The organism is Embleya sp. NPDC020630 (assembly GCF_044334985.1).
Classification (GTDB): Bacteria; Actinomycetota; Actinomycetes; order Streptomycetales; family Streptomycetaceae; genus Embleya.
On record NZ_JBIRUB010000002.1, the window covers coordinates 693,043 to 709,059 of the forward strand.

Here is a 16,017-nt window from a genome sequence, read left to right on the forward strand (position 1 = left end):
AGCGGGAGACGACGTGAACGTTGCGCAGGCCGGCGAGCCGGAGGCCGCGTCCCGACGCGAGCCGGGAGATGTGCTGGTACGCGTGCGCGGGCTGCGCAAACACTTTCCGATCCGCTCCGGGATGACCCGGCGCCGGGCCGGCACGGTCAAGGCGGTGGACGGGCTCGACTTCGACATCCGCGAGGGCGAGACGCTGGGCCTGGTCGGCGAGTCGGGTTGTGGCAAGTCCACCACCGGACGCATGGTGATGCGCCTGTTGGAGCCCAGCGAGGGCACCATCGAGTTCGGCGGGCGTGACCTCACCAAGCTCTCCCGAGGGCAACTGCGGCCGCTGCGGCGCGACTTCCAGATGATCTTCCAGGACCCGCAGTCCTCGCTGAACCCGAGGCACACCGTCGGCACCATCGTCGGGTTGCCGTTCCGGTTGCAGAAGGTCACCCCCGAGGGCGGGATCAAGAAGGCCGTCCAGGAGTTGTTGGAACTGGTCGGGCTCAGCCCCGAGCACTACAACCGCTACCCGCACGAGTTCTCCGGCGGCCAGCGGCAGCGCATCGGCATAGCCCGCGCGCTGGCGCTGCGGCCCAAGCTGGTGGTCGCCGACGAGCCGGTCTCCGCGCTCGACGTGTCGATCCAGGCACAGGTGGTCAACCTGCTCGACGACCTGCAGAGCGAGTTCGGGCTGACCTACCTGATCATCGCGCACGACCTGTCGGTGGTGCGGCACACCAGCGACCGGGTGGCGGTGATGTACCTCGGCAAGATCGTCGAGATCGCCGACCGCGAGGATCTGTACACGTCGCCGAAGCACCCGTACACGGTGGCGCTGATGTCGGCGGTGCCCGTGCCGGACCCGGCCCGGCGCGAGAGCCGCGACCGGATCCTGCTCAAGGGCGACGTACCGAGCCCGATGGACCCGCCGCCGGCGTGCCGCTTCCATACCCGGTGCTGGAAGGCGCAGGACATCTGCAAGACCCAGGAGCCGCCGCTGGCCGAGCTGACCACGCGGCACCAGGTGGCCTGCCACTTCCCGGAGAACACGCCGACGCAGGACGGCGCGGGCGAGGCGGTGCTGCTGGTGAAGCCGGCACCGGCCGAGGCGGCCCCCGCGGATCCCGCGGCCGTTGCCGGGGAGGACGCAGAGGCCGCTGCGGAGAGCCCTGCCGAGACGGCCGCCGAGACCTCGCCGAAGGCTCCCGACGGGGCGACCGGGAAGGACACACCGCCCACACCCGCCCCCTGAGTATCGGGCCGGGGCCGGCGGTGTAGAACATCCGTTATGTCACCCGAGGTGCCGCCCGAGATCTACCATCACCAACTCCAGCAGGTCCTGGACCTGCTCGGCATCTTCGTCTTCGCGGCGGCCGGCGCGCTGATGGCCGTGCGCAAGAACTTCGACGTCATCGGTATCACCCTGCTCGCCGAGGTCACCGCCCTCGGCGGCGGGGTGATCCGGGACGTGATCATCGGCGCGGTCCCGCCGGCGGCGTTCACCGACCTCGGCTACTTCGGCACCCCGCTGCTCGCCGCCGGGCTGGTGTTCTTCCTGCACCCCCAGGTCGAGCGGATCATGTCGGCGATCGATGTGCTGGACGCGGCCGGTCTCGGCCTGTTCTGCGTGATCGGGACCGCGAAGGCGTACGCGTACGGCCTCAATCCGATCCCGGCCGCCGCCCTCGGGGTGACCACCGCCGTCGGCGGCGGTGCGCTGCGCGACGTACTGGCCCGGGAAGTGCCCATGGTGTTGCGCTGGGACAAGGAGATCTACACCTTCCCCGCGCTGCTCGGCGCCGGCATCACGGCCGCGCTGATCGAGTTCGACCTGTTCGGCCCGGTCACCGCGACCGCGGCGGTCACCTTCGCCTTCTCGTTGCGGGTGCTCGCGCTGCGGCGCGGGTGGCGTGCGCCACGCGCGTGGCGCCGCAACTCCGGCACCACCGCCGAGGAGCAATGACTCGGCGCCCGGCCGGCGCGGGCTGCGCCGCCGGGTCCAACCCGGCCACTCGTAAGAGTGGACCGTGCCCAACACGCCCCGGTACGCGTTGCACCAGGATGTGTGGGAGATCCAGCAGCCGTTGACCTACGACCACCGGTCGACCGAACCCGATCCGAAGGGCAGGGGCCCGCTTCGGCGACTCGTGGCGTACGCGACCGCGTCGGTGCTTTCCACGCGCCTGTGGCTCGACCGATTCCTGCCCGGAGGGCCGCGCTACGGACGGGTGTACGGCCGCCCCCGCCGGCGCCCGCGGGTACCCGACTAAGCTTCGCAGTGCGATGGCCTACTTCGATCACGCGGCGACCACCCCGATGCGCCTTTCGGCAATCCGGGCGATGACCGTACAGCTTGCCCAACTCGGGAACCCGTCCTCGTTGCACGCGTCCGGGCGACGCGCGCGCCGCACGGTGGAGGAGTCCCGCGAGTCGCTGGCCCATGCGCTGGGCGCGCGGCCGAGCGAGATCGTCTTCACGGCGGGCGGAACCGAGGCCGACAACCTCGCGATCAAGGGGATCTATTGGTCGCGGGTCGCGGACGACCCGGCCCGGCGGCGGATACTGGTCAGCCCGGTCGAGCACCACGCCGTGCTCGATCCCGTGCTGTGGCTGGAGTCGGCCGAGGGCGCGGTGGTCGAGTGGCTGGACGTGGACGCCGACGGGCGGGTGCAGCCCGACACGCTGCGCGCGGCGATCGAGCGCGACCCGGCGTCGGTGGCGCTGGTGTCGGTGATGTGGGCCAACAACGAGGTCGGCACGGTCGAGCCGATCGCCGAGCTGGTCGAGATCGCGCACGAATTCGGCATCCCCTTCCACTCCGACGCGGTCCAGGCGGTCGGTCAGATCCCGGTCGACTTCTCCGCGACCGGCCTGGACGCCATGACGGTGACCGGGCACAAGCTCGGCGGCCCGGGCAACTGCGGCGCGCTCGTGCTCGGGCGCGGCATCACCCCGATCCCGGTGCTGCACGGCGGCGGCCAGGAGCGCGACGTGCGCTCGGGCACGCTGGACACCGCCTCGATCGCGGCACTCGCCGTCGCGGCCGAGGAGTCGGTGCGCGAACAGGCCGAATACGCACGGCGGGTGGGCGCGCTACGGGACGAACTGGTGCGCCGGATCCTGGCCGCGGTGCCCGACGCGCAGCTCAACGGGGACCGCCGGCTCGACCCGGCCCACCGGCTGCCGGGCAACGCGCACTTCTCCTTCCCCGGGTGCGAGGGCGACTCGCTGCTGCTGCTCCTGGACGCGCGCGGGATCGAGTGCTCGACCGGCTCGGCCTGCTCGGCCGGCGTCGCGCAGCCCAGCCACGTGCTGCTGGCGATGGGCGCGGACAGCGCCCGTGCGCGCGGCTCGCTGCGGTTCAGCCTGGGGCACACCACGACGGAGGCGGAGGTCGCCGAACTGGGCGAGGCGATCCTGCCGGTGGTGACCCGGGCCCGGTCGGCGGGGTCGGTGTCGGCGCGCCGGTAGCGGCGCCGGGGCTGTGGGGTAATCCGCTCGGGGCTCGTCCGGGTGACCACGTACTCTTGAGGCGCTATGTCTGATCACATGCTTCCTCCCGCCAACGGCCGCCGCCTCCGGGTGCTCGCCGCCATGTCCGGCGGGGTCGACTCCGCCGTTGCCGCCGCGCGAGCGGTCGAGGCCGGACACGACGTGGTCGGTGTCCACCTCGCGCTGTCGGCGAAACCCGCGACGCTGCGCGAGGGTGCCCGGGGCTGCTGCACGATCGAGGACTCCCGGGACGCGCGGCGGGCCGCCGACGTGATCGGCATCCCCTTCTACGTGTGGGACATGGCCGAGCGCTTCCGCGAGGACGTCATGGACGACTTCGTGGCCGAGTACAAGGCCGGGCGCACCCCGAACCCGTGTCTGCGCTGCAACGAGAAGATCAAGTTCGCCGCGCTGTTGGACAAGGCGCTCGGGCTGGGCTTCGACGCGGTGTGCACCGGGCACTACGCGCGCATCGTGGAGCACCCCGACGGCTCGCGCGAGCTGCACCGCTCGGTCGACATGGGCAAGGACCAGTCGTACGTGCTCGGCGTGCTCGACTCCGACCAGCTCGCGCACGCGATGTTCCCGCTCGGCGGCGACACCAAGGGCGATGTGCGGCTGGAGGCGGAGCGGCGCGACCTGGCGGTGGCGAAGAAGCCGGACAGCCACGACATCTGCTTCATCGCCGACGGGGACACCCAGGGCTTCCTCGCGAAGCATCTGGGCACCGAGCGCGGCGACATCGTGGACGCGAGCGGCACCAAGCTCGGCGAGCACGACGGCGCCTACGCGTACACGATCGGCCAGCGCAAGGGCCTGCGCATCGGGCACCCGGCGGCCGACGGCAAGCCGCGCTATGTGCTGGACATCTCGCCGGTGAACAACACGGTCACGGTCGGCCCGGTCGAGGCGCTGGACGTGGACCGGCTGGTCGGCATCCGGCCGCGGTGGTGCGGTCCGGCCCCCGCGGGCGAGGTGGACTGCACCGCCCAGGTCCGGGCGCACGGCGAGGAGACGGCGGCGGTCGCCGAGGTGGTCGACGGGGAGGTCCGGGTGCGGCTGGCGGAGCCGATCCGCGGCATCGCCCGGGGGCAGGCCGTGGTGCTGTACGCCGGGACGCGCGTGATCGGCTCGGCGACGATCGACGCCACCGCGTAGCCGCAGCCTCGGCAGGACGGCAGGAATCCCCGGGCCGGGGGATGAGGCCCGGGGATCGTGCCGGCGCCCGCTCGGTGTTGCCGCCACCCCAGCGGTGAAGGCCGAGCCGACCGCTACCGGTGAACCCCCTCCGGGCACGGCACTGGGCACCGGGCGCGGACGTAATGCATCACGGGGTACATCCGCGCCGGAGCAACCACGATGCCGGCGTGCGCCGAGGCCGCACGACCGGCGAAAGTTGCTGATCTGCGCCAGAAAGTTGTCGCTCCTGCGCCGGAAGTGGACAATGACTGGCCCTGTAGCACCGCCGCAGCACCTCGGGAGACACCGCGTGGGTTCCACCGTCCGACACATCACCATCGACTGCGCGGCGCCGCACGAGCCGTACGACCTGGCCCTGTTCTGGAGCAGGGTGCTCGAACTCCCGCTCGGCCCCGACGACTTCCCCGGCGACCCGGAGGCGGCCGTGATCGCCGGCGACGGCCGGCCGATGTTGTTGTTCGTGCGGGTGCCGGACGCCAAGGCCGGCAAGAACCGGGTCCACCTCGACCTGGAGCCGGACACCACCCGCGAGGAGGAACTGGAGCGCGTACTCGCCCTGGGCGCGACGGTCGTCGCCGACATGCGCAAGCCCAACGGCCGAGGGTGGGTCGTCTGCGCCGACCCGGCCGGCAACGAATTCTGCGTCGAGGCGAGCGCGTCCGACCGCGCCGCCGTCGAACTCCGCGAGCGCGAGGCGGCGGAGAGCGACTGAGGGCGGGCGTCGTCAGCTCACGTCCGCGCGGCGGTGGTGGTGGATCTCCGTCGGGGCGGCCGGCGTTGCGTGGGCGCCCGCGCCGTGTCGGAGCAGCCAGGCGGTGGCCTCGTCGCGGGGCAGCGCCTTGGACATCAGCCAGCCCTGGGCCGCGTCGCAGCCCAGTTCGCGCAGGCGCTGGTAGGTCGCCTCGTCCTCGACGCCCTCGGCGACCACGCGCAGTCCCAACGAGTGGGCCAGCCGCACGATCGAGCAGACGATCGCCGCGTCCTCCTCGTTCATCGTCAGCCGGGCCACGAACGAGCGGTCGATCTTGATCTCGCTGACCGGGATGTGCCGGAGGTGCACGAGCGAGGAGTAGCCGGTCCCGAAGTCGTCGAGCGACAACCGCACACCCAACCGGCGCAGCGCGTCCAGCGACTCGGCCGCGCGCTGCGGCTCCTCCAGCAGTACCCGCTCGGTGATCTCCAGTTGCAACGCCCCCGCCGCGACGTCGTGTTCGCGTAATCCGGCGGCCACCGAGTCGGCGAACGAGGGCACGTGGATGTCGCGCGCGGAGATGTTCACCGCGACCGTGACGTCGATGCCCTCCACATGCCAGCGCGCGACCTGGTCGAGCGCGACGTCCACCACGTAGCGGGTGAGCCGGGGCATCAGGCCGGTCTGCTCGGCGAGCAGCACGAACTCCTCGGGGGAGACCTGCCCCCTGGTCGGATGCCGCCACCGCACCAGCGCCTCGCAGCCGTCCACCCGGCCGTCCGCGAGCCGAATCTTCGGCTGATAATGCAGCTCGACCTCGTGGTTGTCCAAGGCCCGCCGCAGGTCGCCGAGCAACAGCAGCTTGTCCCGCGTGTTCACGTCGCGCGTGTCGTCGTACAGTTCCACCCCGCTACGCGAGCGTTTGGCCAAGTACATGGCCACATCGGCGAATTGCAACAATCCGAGCACGTCGGAGGCGTGGTCGGGGAAGATCGCCACGCCGACGCTGGCCTCCACGTCCAGGGTCAACTCGTCCAGATCGAACGGCTCACCGAGCCGGTCGACGATGCGATGGGCCAGCCCCAGGACCACCTCCTGCGCGGTGAGCCGGTCGGCGCCCATGTCCAACCCCGGTAACAACAGCGCGAATTCGTCCCCGCCGAGCCGGGCCACGGTGTCCCCGGGGCGGACCAGGGTGGCCAGTCGCGCGCCGACCTGCTGGAGCAGCCGATCGCCCGCGACGTGCCCCAGCGTGTCGTTGACCTCGTGGAACCGGTGCAGGTCGAGCAACAGCAGCGCGACCCGGCCACCACGCCCGCCGACCCGGCCCAGCGCCTCCTCGCCGCGCTCCAGGAGCAGACGCCGATTCGGCAGCCCGGTGAGCGCGTCGTGCCGCGACTCCTGCTCGCGGTCGAAGCGGACCATCGTGCTGCGGTAGAGGGTGTGCAGCGGGACCACGAACAGCGGGAGCAGCCACGGCTGTTCGGCGCAGATGACGGCGATCAGCGGAGACAGTCCGATCAGCGCGCCGTGCGAGACGGCGCGGGCCCGGATCTCCGCGCGGGCCAGCGTGAGCACACTGACCCCGCGCCAATTCGCCCTGGTCAACCAGCCCGACGTCTGCGAGACGGTCGCCATCGCCAGGCCGGCCAGCGCGACCACGGGGAAGTCGGCCACGTGCAGCGCCCGGGCGGAGTCCGGCCCCGGATCCATCCCGAACACCCCGAGCACCGCGTCGGCGGCCAGGAAGCCCAGCACGTAATGGCCCATGGTGTAGCCGATCCGCCACCACGAATCACCCCGGAGCAGCCCGGACACCAGGACCGGAACGGCCTGCCACAACGCGGCGACCTGCCACCCGTGCACGAGCAGCAGACCGAACGTGATGGCGATCGACGGCATCGCGCCGGGGATGTACAACCCCCGGCGCGTCACCGCCGTGTAGACCCCGTCGATCGACACCAGGGCGAGCATGATCCACACGGCCGGGGTCGACGGGACCGGACTGCGACCGTCGATCAGCTGCGTCGTGGGCGGGACGACCAGCGCGAGCAGACCGACCAGCGCGACGATCCCGGTATGGATGAAGAACGCGCGCGGTCGTGCCAGTCGCGACAGGTCCGTCCTGCCGATCCGACCCATGCGCCTGCTCCCTGCGGCCTCGTCGGGCGGCATCCCGGGCGCCGGGACGGGTACGCCTGTGGGGCACCGAGCCCCCCGGGTGGGGCAAGCTCGTGCCCAGGGTAGGTCGTTCCGGCACGGCTGGGGAGGGTTATCAGCCGGCGCGCTCGGCCACCCACGCGCGGGCCGCTTCGGCGCCGTCGGCGAGCAGAACCGCGAAGCCCTCGTCGTCCAGGATCGGCAGCCCCAGTTGCACGGCCTTGTCGTATTTGGAGCCCGGATTGTCGCCCACGACGACGAAGTCGGTCTTCTTCGAGACCGATCCCGTCACCTTGGCACCGCGCTGCTCCAGGGCCTCCTTGGAGCTGTCCCGGGTGTAGCCGGCGAGCGTCCCGGTGACGACCGTCACAATCCCGTCAAGCGGGCCGGGGGGCTTCTCCTCGTCGGCGCCCTCTTCGGCGAGGCGGACACCGGCGGCGCGCCACTTGTCCACGATCTCCCGGTGCCAGTCCTCGGCGAACCATTCGACCACGGCACCGGCGATGATCGGGCCGACGCCGTCGACCGCCGCGATCTCCTCCTCGGACGCGGCGCCGAGCCGGTCGAGGTCGTGGAAGCCGCCGGTGATCGCGCGGGCGGTGGTGTCGCTGACGTGGCGGATGCACAGCGCGGTGAGGACACGCCACAGCGGTTGGGTCTTGGCCTTCTCCAGCTGTTCGATCAGCTTGAGCGTGTTGGCTTTCGGCTCGGAGGGCTTCTTGACGTTGCCCTCCTTGTCGTAGGTGGCCTTCGACCAGAAGTAGGGGACGAGTTCCTTTTCGTCCTCTGCCGCGCCCTTGCGGTTGACCTTGCGCCACATCTGGACGTCGCGTAGCTGCTCGGCGGTCAGGTCGAACAGGTCGGCCTCGGTGGCCAACACCGACGGCCCCGCAGCGGGCCGGGTCAGCGCCGCCGCCGTCTCGTAGCCGAGCGCCTCGATGTCGAACGCCTTGCGGCCGGCGAGGTAGAAGATTCGCTCACGCAACTGGGCCGGACACGACCGCGCGTTCGGGCAGCGCAGATCGATGTCGCCCTCCTTCATCGCGCGCAGCTCGGTCCCGCACTCGGGGCACGTGGCGGGCATCACGAACTCGCGCTCGCTGCCGTCGCGCAGATCGGCCACGGGGCCCAGGATCTCCGGGATCACGTCACCGGCCTTGCGCAGCACGATCGTGTCGCCGATCAGTACGCCCTTGGCCTTGACCACCTGCTGGTTGTGCAGTGTCGCCCGGGCCACCACGGAGCCCGCCACGGTGACCGGCTCCATCACCGCGTACGGCGTCACCCGTCCGGTGCGCCCGACGCCCACCTCGATGTCGAGCAGCTTGGTGTTGACCTCCTGCGGCGGGTACTTGAACGCGATCGCCCAGCGCGGCGCTTTCGACGTGGCGCCCAGCCGACCCTGGATCGGGATCTCGTCGACCTTGATCACGATGCCGTCGATCTCGTGCTCGACCGAGTTGCGGTGATCGCCGAAGTAGCGGACGAACTCCTTCACTTCCTCGATCGTGTCGACCACCTTGTTGTGCCGCGCGGTCGGCAGCCCCCACGCGTGCAGGCGCTCGTACGCGTGCGACTGGCAATCGATCTCGAAGCCCCGCCGGGCACCGATGCCGTGCACGATCATGTGCAGCGGACGCGACGCGGTCACGCGCGGATCCTTCTGCCGCAACGATCCGGCGGCGGCGTTGCGGGGGTTGGCGAACGGCTTTTCGCCGGCCGCCACCAGGCGCTCGTTGAGTTCGTCGAACTTCTCGATCGGGAAGAACACCTCGCCCCGGATCTCCACCAGCTCGGGTACGTCGTGTCCGCCGTCGTCACGCAGCCGGGACGGGATCTCGGCGATGGTGCGGATGTTCGGCGTGACGTCCTCGCCGGTGCGCCCGTCTCCGCGCGTCAACGCCCGAACCAGGTGACCATTCTCGTACAGGAGATTGATCGCGAGCCCGTCGATCTTCAGCTCGCACAGGTAGTGGAACGTCCCCGTGCCCAGCTCGCGGACCAGGCGGTCGTCCCACTCGTCCAGCTCTTCCTCGTTCATCGCGTTGTCGAGGCTGAGCAGGCGCTCCAAGTGGTCGACCGAGGCGAAGTCGGTCGAGTAGGTCCCGCCGACCTTCTGGGTCGGCGAGTCCGGCGTGCGCAGCGCCGGATACTCCTCCTCGATCGCCTCCAGCTCCCGCATCAGCGCGTCGAACTCGCCGTCGCTGACGACCGGCGCGTCCTTCACGTAGTAGCGGAAGCGGTGCTCCTCCAGCTCACGGGCGAGCGTCGCGGCACGCTCGCGCACCTCGGCCGGGATCTCGTCCACTCCGGTCGTCGCACCAGCCACGTCGTCGCCCTCCAGCGCCACCAGTTCGAATGAGGTTCGCGAAGTCGCGTTGCGCTATCTCCGCATGGCGCTCTCGGGGTCGTCCCGAAGCACCCGGCCGGCAGCCACGCTGTGTGACAGGGCCGCTCGGGCGTAGGCCGGAGAGGCACCGGCGAGGCCACACGTGGGGGTCACCACGACGGCTTCGACCAGGGACTCCGGCGGAAAACCGAGCCTGTTCCACAACGTTCCGACAGACCTGACGGTACCGGGCGGGTCGGACAGTGGGCGCGCTCCCACACCGGGCGTGGCCTCGGCGGACGCCGGCTCGGCGGGCAGGCTCGGCACCACGCCGGCGAACAGCCGCAGGCCCGCCTCGATCGCCTCGCCGATCGACTCGTCCTGGGCCTCGCCAAGGAGCGACATGTCCAGCGATACGCCCACCACGCCGGCCTGGCGCAGCAGGGTGATCGGGGTGCCCGGCGCGCAGGAGTGCACGATGGTCGGTGCGCCGGCCGCCGCGATCACGTCACGCAGCGTGTCCCGGACCACCGCCTTGTCCACCGCCCGCAACCGGCCGAACCCGCTCGCGGTCGGCACCTCGCCGGCGATCACCCCCGGCAGCGCCGGCTCGTCCAGCTGGAGCAGCAGGTTCGCGCCGGGAATCCGACGGGCCACGTCCGCCAGGTGCAGCCGGATGCCCTCGCCGAGCGAGACGGCCAGGTCGCGGCAGGCGCCCGGGTCGGCCAACGCCTTGTCGCCGTGCCCGAGTTCGATCGTGGCGGCCAGCGTCCACGGGCCCGCGACCTGGACCTTGAGCGGGCCGGTGTAGCCCTGGGTGAATTCCTCCAGCGCGTCCAAGTCCTCGCTCAGATACGAGCGGGCCCGACGGTGGTCGCGTCCCGGGCGGTCCACGAAACGCCATCCGGAGGGCTGTACGTCCGCGTACAGGTCGACCAGCAGCCCGGCCGAGCGCCCGGTCAGATCCGCGCCCGGTCCGCGCGCCGGCAGCTCCGGCAGGTGCGGCAGGTCGGGCAGCAGTTCGAGCGTCATCTCGACCGTCTCGCGGATGTTGCCCCCGGGCATCGAACCGATCCCGGTGGCGCCGGGTGACCAGGGAAAAGTGCGTTCTGGGGTGTCCACGCCCGGAAGCTTAGTTCGACGCGTCGCGGGCGCCGGCGGACGCCGCGACCGGCTCGGCCGATCCGGGCGCGGCCGGCTCGTCGGGCGCGCCGCGCAGCGGGACCTCGCGGACCAGCCAGGACACCGCGAACGCGAGCGCGGACAGGATCGCGAGCCCGATCGCCACGCCGTGCAGGCCGCCGGTGACCGCGGCGTGGAAGGTGTCCCGGGCGGCGGCGGGCAGCTCGTGTGGGGACGCGGGGGTGTGGGGGGTGTCGGGGGTGTTCCCGCCCAGGTGGCGGGCGTACACCGAGCCGAGCAGCGCCACGCCGAGCGAGCCGCCGATGGTCCGGGTCAGCGTGGCGGTACCGCTCGCCGCGCCCAGGTCGCGGCGGTCGGCGCTGTTCATGGTGATCAACATGGTGCTCTGCATGACGAAGCCGATGCCGATCCCGACCACCGCGGTGAGCGCCGAGGCGACGGCGGTGGGGGTGTCCACGCGCAACCCGAGCAGGGCGAGCGCGCCGACGACCATCACCGCGCCGCCCAGGATCGGGTACACCCGGTAGCGTCCGTTGCGGCCGATCAGGCGCCCGGTGGCGATCTGTACGCCGAGCATGCCGAACATCAGCGGCAGGAGCAGCAGGCCGCCGGCGGTCGGCGAGGTCTCCCGGACGAACTGCATGTATTGCGGGAGGTAGTTCATCGCGGCCATCATCACCGCGCCGACCAGGAAGCTCAGCACCTGCGCGAGGGTGAAGTTGCGGTCGGCGAACAGCCGGGGCGGGATGATCGGCTCCGCCGCGCGCCGCTCGACCGGGACGAAGCAGGCTAGGGCGACGACGGTGAGGGCGGCGAGGCCGAGGACCCGCGGCGAGGTCCAGGCGTGGGAGGTGCCGGCCCAGCCCGCGAGCAGGGTGAGCGCGACGATCCCGGTGGTGAGCAGGGCGGCGCCGGCGATGTCGATGCGGGCCTTGATCCGGACGTGCTCGATGCGGATGCCGAGCCCGACGACGGCGAGCGCCAGGAGGCCGACCGGGACGTTGACGTAGAACGCCCAGCGCCAATCCAGGTGATCGGTCAGGAAGCCGCCGAGCAGCGGCCCGCCGACCATGGCGATCGGCATGATCGCGCCGAAGAGCGACTGCACGCGGCCACTTTGGCGCGGCGGCACGAGCACGCCGATCAGGGCGAACGCGCCGACCATCAGGCCGCCGGCGCCCAGGCCCTGGACGGCCCGGAAGACGATCAGCTCGTTCATGTCCCGGGCCAGGCCGGACGCCATCGAGCCGACCAGGAAGACGCCGATGGCGGCCGTGAACGCGCCCTTGCGGCCGTACAGGTCACCGAGCTTGCCCCAGATGGGCGTGGTCGCGGCGGCGGCGAGCAGGTAGGCGGTGACCACCCAGGAGAGCCGATCCAGGCCGCCGAGGTCGCCGACGATGGTGGGCAGGGCGGTGCCGACGATGGTGCCGTCGAGCATGCCCAGGAACATGCCGAGGATCGGGCCGAGGACGGCGAGGGGGATCTTGTCGGGCGGCGCGGTGTCGGATTGCATGGGTACCCCCGGGGCGTGGTGCGGGTGCGGGCGCGGCGTGGGTCAGGCCGCGTACGGGTGGGCCGCTTTCGCGTCGCGCAGGGCGTGGGCCCACCAGGCGAGGCGGTCGAGCATGGTGTCGGCGGCGTCGTTCGCGGCCGGATCGATCGCGCCTCCGTCGGCGTCGAACTTGTCCCAGTGCCCGTGGAAGCTGACCGTGTCCCGGACGGTGACCGCGTGCAACTCGGCCAGCACAACCCGCAGTTGCTCGACCGCACGCAGGCCACCGGAGAGTCCGCCGTAGGACACGAAGCCGACCGGCTTGGCCTGCCACTCCGGGCCGTGCCAGTCGATGGCGTTCTTCAACGCGGCCGGAAAGCTGTGGTTGTACTCCGGCGTGACGATCACGAACGCGTCGGCTGCGGCAAGCCGAGGGGACACCTCGGCGAGCAACGCGACGGAGTCGGCCGCGGGCGGCTGCCCGAACGCCGGGAACACGGTGGGCAGCGGCGTCTCCACGAGGTCGACGACGTCGACGTCGAAGCGGAGGTCGTCGCGGGCGGCGGCCCGATCGCGGATCCACTGGGCGACGACGGGGGCGAAGCGGCCTTCGCGGGTACTGCCGACCAGGACGGCGAGGCGGAGGGGGGCGGGCATGGGGGCTCCCGGGTATTCGATCACTCGGATGTGTACGTCGTATCGATCGAGATACAACGTACACAGCCCGGTGTACATCGTCTACTCCTGATACGTTGTACACATCCACGCACGCGTACCCGTACGCGAACACACCAGAGCGCCGCACGTCCCGGGAGGAGCCGTCGCCATGGCCGGCCAGAAGAAGCAGTCGCCCCCGGTCCGGGCGGGGGCGGGCGCCTCCGACGTCGCAGCGCCGCGCATCTCGCTGTGGGAGCGATTGGCCACCCCGGCCCCCGCCACCCGCACCGTGCTGACGCCGGAGCGCATCGCGGAGGTCGCGGTCGGGATCGCCGACGCGGAGGGCATCGAGGCGGTGACGATGCGGCGGCTGGCGACCGAGTTGGGCGTCGCGCCGATGGCGGCCTATCGGTATGTGTCGGGCAAGGACGACCTGTTGGAGCTGATGGTCGACCGCGCGTATGGCGAACTGGTCGCGCCCGAACCGGGTGCGGGGTGGCGCGAGACGCTGCGGAGCCTGGCCGTGGCCACCCGCGAACTGGTGCTGCGCCACCCGTGGTTGGTACAGCTGCCCTCGGCGCGGGCGGCGGTCGCGCCGACCCCGAACCGGGTGGCGGTGGCCGAAAGGGGCCTGCGGGCGCTGTCCGAGGCCGGCCTGTCCGCCGACGAGACGATGGCCGCCGTCGACGCGGTGAGCTCATACGTCCAGGGCCGCACGGCCGCCGAGGTCGCGACGCGGTGCCTGATGGCAGCCCAGGGCGCCCCGGGCGACGCCGACGCTTTGCGCACGTCGATGGCCCCGGAGATGACCTGGCTCATCCGCACCGGCCGCTACCCGGCCTTCCATCACTACATCAGCACGGCGCAGCACAAGGACAACCCGCAGTGGCAATTCGAAACCGGCCTCGACTGCATCCTCGACGGCCTCGCCACCCGCCTGCACATCTGACGTGCCTCGCTCGCGATCGAGGCGTAGATGTACATCTGATACATTTGTTACATGAGTGAGCCTGTGATTGCATCCATGGCTGAGGTTCGTAACCATCTCGCGGATGTCCTCGACCGCGCTCGACGCGACGAGACTCCGACGATCATCACGCGGCGTGGCAAGCAAGAAGCTGTCGTGCTCGACATCGACGAGTTCCGACGCCTGCGTCTGTTGGCCGAGCGGGCCGAAGACTCCTGGCTCAACAAGCTGGCGGACGAGGCTGAAGCCGAAGGAACCGATGGGTCCGTCTCACTCGAAGAGATGGCTGCCCTGCTCCAAAACCACCACGCCTGACCTGATGGCTTACCTCACGCGCTTTACCCCGTCCGCCCAGCGGGACTTGCACAAGGTTCCCCGCATCGATGCAGTGCGGATCCTCCATCGCTTGACGGAACTACAGCGGGCGATGGACAGGGGAGACACCGCAGCTTTCGATATCAAGGTCCTCCAGGGGCACAGCGCCCGATGGCGTCTCCGAGTCGGCGACTATCGGATCGTTTACACGGTCGAACAGGGTCACCTGATCGTGTGGGTACTGGCCGTTGGTAACCGCCGTGACATCTATCGCAGTCTTTAGGGCGCGGGCAACGCAACGCGCTCCAATGGCGGGGCCTTTGCCCAAGTGGCGTGCCTACGCGGGCCAACCGCCGTACGGCACGGTGATCAACTCCATGTAGTGGCCCGCCGGATCGATGAAGTACACGCCCTGACCGCCATCGTTGCGGTTGATCGTGTCGGGGTGTTGCTGATGCGGATCGGCGTAGTGCTCGATCCCGCGCTCCTTGATTTTCGCGTACGCGGCGTCGAACTCCGGTTCGGAGACGAGGAAGGCGTAGTGCTGAGGGGTGATCTTGTCCGGCGGAATGGTGGCGAAGTCCAGCGTGACGCCGTTGCCGAGCGCGACCGCGACGAACGGCCCCCACTCGCCGGAGATTTCAAGTCCCAACAGATCCGCGAAGAACTCGGCGGACTCCCGGTTGTCCCGGGCGTGGACGATGGTGTGATTCAACTCGACAGACAAGGATTGCCTCCGAAGGCAACTCCCGGCACCTCCATGCCTCACCCAGCCGGCGACCGACACGCGATGCTCCCTCCAGCGTAGCCGTTGGCCTCGTTGCATGAGCGGGCCGGGGGTGGCGGGACCTCGGAGGCTTGGGCGGCCCAGGGCTTCCCGAGTGGGTTGGGTCTTTCCGGCGGGCGTTGCGCCTTGGGTTGCGGGTGGCTGGTGCGGGGCCGGTCAGAGTCGGTGATGGGCCGCCGCCGGCGTGCGGGGCTCCAAGACCCGGGCCTCCGGCGAGACGAGCGCGTTGGTCGGCGAAAACCGGCCGGCAGTGGGGGCGGAAGGTGGCTCGGGTCGGGTTCTCCGGCCGGCTTTTCCGAGTGGGTTGGGTGTTTCCGGCGGGCGTTGCGCCTTGGGTTGCGGGTGGCTGGTTCGGGGTCGGTCTGAGTCGGTGGTGGGCCGCCGCCGGCGTGCGGGGCTCCGAGAGTCGGGGGCCCCGACGAGACGGGCGCGTTGCTTGGCGAAAACCGGCCGGCAGTGAGGGAGCGGGAGGGCGGTTGGGTTGGGTTCGCCGGGGGCCTCTCGGGTGGGTCGGGGCTTTTCGGGGGTGTGTGGAGGGGAGTTGGGGTTCGAAACCGGATCGCGATGGGTGGTTGCGGGCTTCGAGGCTCGGTGACCTGCGGTTTTGCGGGGTCGAGGCGGAATGTCGGGTGACGAGTGCCGGTTTCGTGCGCTTCGCCCCCCCTCGCCGCCGGCGCGGAGACCGAAACTGCACACTCGGAGCCGGCTTCGAGCGCTGCGGCCTTGTGGAGGTCGTCGAGGGGACCGGAAGTGCGCAGTGAGGGTCGAAACCGGATCCCGAGGCACCTCAAGC

At 70.9% G+C, this 16,017-nt stretch carries 15 protein-coding genes; 9 read left to right on the forward strand and 6 right to left on the reverse strand.

All coding sequences use genetic code 11. From position 1 onward, the window contains the following. The first annotated feature begins 13 nt into the window (after positions 1 to 13). The 6 genes from ACH4XV_RS09220 (at position 14) to ACH4XV_RS09245 (ending at position 5,392) form a co-directional block, all read left to right on the forward strand. Entirely contained in the window at positions 14 to 1,240 is a 1,227-nt protein-coding gene (locus ACH4XV_RS09220) for an ABC transporter ATP-binding protein (protein ID WP_395787935.1), read from the forward strand. Between the two features lie 36 nt (positions 1,241 to 1,276). Further along, entirely contained in the window at positions 1,277 to 1,951 is a 675-nt protein-coding gene (locus tag ACH4XV_RS09225) for a trimeric intracellular cation channel family protein (protein WP_395787937.1), read from the forward strand. Between the two features lie 64 nt (positions 1,952 to 2,015). After that, positions 2,016 to 2,258 (forward strand): hypothetical protein, encoded by a 243-nt coding sequence (locus ACH4XV_RS09230; protein WP_395787939.1) that lies wholly within the window; start codon positions 2,016 to 2,018, stop codon positions 2,256 to 2,258. 13 nt (positions 2,259 to 2,271) lie between these two features. Further along, positions 2,272 to 3,459, forward strand: a complete 1,188-nt coding sequence (locus ACH4XV_RS09235; RefSeq protein WP_395787941.1) for a cysteine desulfurase family protein — start codon at positions 2,272 to 2,274, stop codon at positions 3,457 to 3,459. A gap of 78 nt (positions 3,460 to 3,537) precedes the next feature. Continuing rightward, on the forward strand, positions 3,538 to 4,638 hold the full coding sequence (gene mnmA, locus ACH4XV_RS09240; protein ID WP_395787943.1) for a tRNA 2-thiouridine(34) synthase MnmA: 1,101 nt from the start codon (positions 3,538 to 3,540) through the stop codon (positions 4,636 to 4,638). Between the two features lie 331 nt (positions 4,639 to 4,969). Continuing rightward, on the forward strand, positions 4,970 to 5,392 hold the full coding sequence (locus ACH4XV_RS09245; RefSeq protein WP_395787945.1) for a VOC family protein: 423 nt from the start codon (positions 4,970 to 4,972) through the stop codon (positions 5,390 to 5,392). A gap of 12 nt (positions 5,393 to 5,404) precedes the next feature. Here the strand turns inward: ACH4XV_RS09245 and ACH4XV_RS09250 are convergent, their stop codons facing one another. From ACH4XV_RS09250 to ACH4XV_RS09270, 5 genes are all read right to left on the reverse strand, one after another. After that, the gene (locus tag ACH4XV_RS09250; RefSeq protein WP_395787947.1) at positions 5,405 to 7,513 is read right to left on the reverse strand and encodes a putative bifunctional diguanylate cyclase/phosphodiesterase; all 2,109 of its coding nucleotides are present in this window, start codon (positions 7,511 to 7,513) and stop codon (positions 5,405 to 5,407) included. 133 nt (positions 7,514 to 7,646) lie between these two features. Further along, positions 7,647 to 9,860 (reverse strand): NAD-dependent DNA ligase LigA, encoded by a 2,214-nt coding sequence (ligA, locus tag ACH4XV_RS09255; protein ID WP_395787949.1) that lies wholly within the window; start codon positions 9,858 to 9,860, stop codon positions 7,647 to 7,649. A 54-nt stretch (positions 9,861 to 9,914) separates the two neighbouring features. Further along, a complete protein-coding gene (locus tag ACH4XV_RS09260; protein ID WP_395788664.1) occupies positions 9,915 to 10,925 on the reverse strand; it encodes a methionine synthase in 1,011 nt (336 codons plus the stop codon). A gap of 67 nt (positions 10,926 to 10,992) precedes the next feature. Next, on the reverse strand, positions 10,993 to 12,519 hold the full coding sequence (locus ACH4XV_RS09265; protein WP_395787951.1) for an MDR family MFS transporter: 1,527 nt from the start codon (positions 12,517 to 12,519) through the stop codon (positions 10,993 to 10,995). Positions 12,520 to 12,561: 42 nt separating this feature from the next. Then, positions 12,562 to 13,155 carry an NADPH-dependent FMN reductase gene (locus ACH4XV_RS09270; protein WP_395787953.1) on the reverse strand — a complete coding sequence of 198 codons (594 nt, stop codon included), beginning with the start codon at positions 13,153 to 13,155 and terminating at the stop codon, positions 12,562 to 12,564. A gap of 169 nt (positions 13,156 to 13,324) precedes the next feature. Here ACH4XV_RS09270 and ACH4XV_RS09275 point away from each other — a divergent pair, with 169 nt between their 5' ends. Genes ACH4XV_RS09275 through ACH4XV_RS09285 form a run of 3 tightly spaced genes read left to right on the forward strand, consistent with a single transcriptional unit; the run spans position 13,325 to position 14,720 of the window. Then, on the forward strand, positions 13,325 to 14,104 hold the full coding sequence (locus tag ACH4XV_RS09275) for a TetR/AcrR family transcriptional regulator (protein WP_395787955.1): 780 nt from the start codon (positions 13,325 to 13,327) through the stop codon (positions 14,102 to 14,104). A gap of 51 nt (positions 14,105 to 14,155) precedes the next feature. Next, entirely contained in the window at positions 14,156 to 14,437 is a 282-nt protein-coding gene (locus tag ACH4XV_RS09280; RefSeq protein ID WP_379995143.1) for a type II toxin-antitoxin system Phd/YefM family antitoxin, read from the forward strand. Between the two features lie 4 nt (positions 14,438 to 14,441). Continuing rightward, the gene (locus ACH4XV_RS09285; protein WP_395787957.1) at positions 14,442 to 14,720 is read left to right on the forward strand and encodes a type II toxin-antitoxin system RelE/ParE family toxin; all 279 of its coding nucleotides are present in this window, start codon (positions 14,442 to 14,444) and stop codon (positions 14,718 to 14,720) included. 54 nt (positions 14,721 to 14,774) lie between these two features. Here ACH4XV_RS09285 and ACH4XV_RS09290 read toward each other — a convergent pair whose 3' ends face one another. Continuing rightward, positions 14,775 to 15,164: a VOC family protein gene (locus tag ACH4XV_RS09290; RefSeq protein WP_379995147.1), complete on the reverse strand. Its 390-nt coding sequence runs from the start codon at positions 15,162 to 15,164 to the stop codon at positions 14,775 to 14,777. Positions 15,165 to 16,017: the final 853 nt, after the last annotated feature.

Bases quoted from the DNA above. Each gene is read 5' to 3' on its own strand.
- ACH4XV_RS09225 (WP_395787937.1), top strand. From the start codon at position 1,277: ATGTCACCCGAGGTGCCGCCCGAGATCTACCATCACCAACTCCAGCAG.
- ACH4XV_RS09235 (WP_395787941.1), top strand. From the start codon at position 2,272: ATGGCCTACTTCGATCACGCGGCGACCACCCCGATGCGCCTTTCGGCA.
- mnmA (WP_395787943.1), top strand. From the start codon at position 3,538: ATGCTTCCTCCCGCCAACGGCCGCCGCCTCCGGGTGCTCGCCGCCATG.
- ACH4XV_RS09250 (WP_395787947.1), bottom strand. From the start codon at position 7,513: ATGGGTCGGATCGGCAGGACGGACCTGTCGCGACTGGCACGACCGCGC.
- ACH4XV_RS09260 (WP_395788664.1), bottom strand. From the start codon at position 10,925: ATGCCCGGGGGCAACATCCGCGAGACGGTCGAGATGACGCTCGAACTG.
- ACH4XV_RS09265 (WP_395787951.1), bottom strand. From the start codon at position 12,519: ATGCAATCCGACACCGCGCCGCCCGACAAGATCCCCCTCGCCGTCCTC.
- ACH4XV_RS09270 (WP_395787953.1), bottom strand. From the start codon at position 13,155: ATGCCCGCCCCCCTCCGCCTCGCCGTCCTGGTCGGCAGTACCCGCGAA.
- ACH4XV_RS09275 (WP_395787955.1), top strand. From the start codon at position 13,325: ATGGCCGGCCAGAAGAAGCAGTCGCCCCCGGTCCGGGCGGGGGCGGGC.
- ACH4XV_RS09280 (WP_379995143.1), top strand. From the start codon at position 14,156: ATGAGTGAGCCTGTGATTGCATCCATGGCTGAGGTTCGTAACCATCTC.
- ACH4XV_RS09285 (WP_395787957.1), top strand. From the start codon at position 14,442: ATGGCTTACCTCACGCGCTTTACCCCGTCCGCCCAGCGGGACTTGCAC.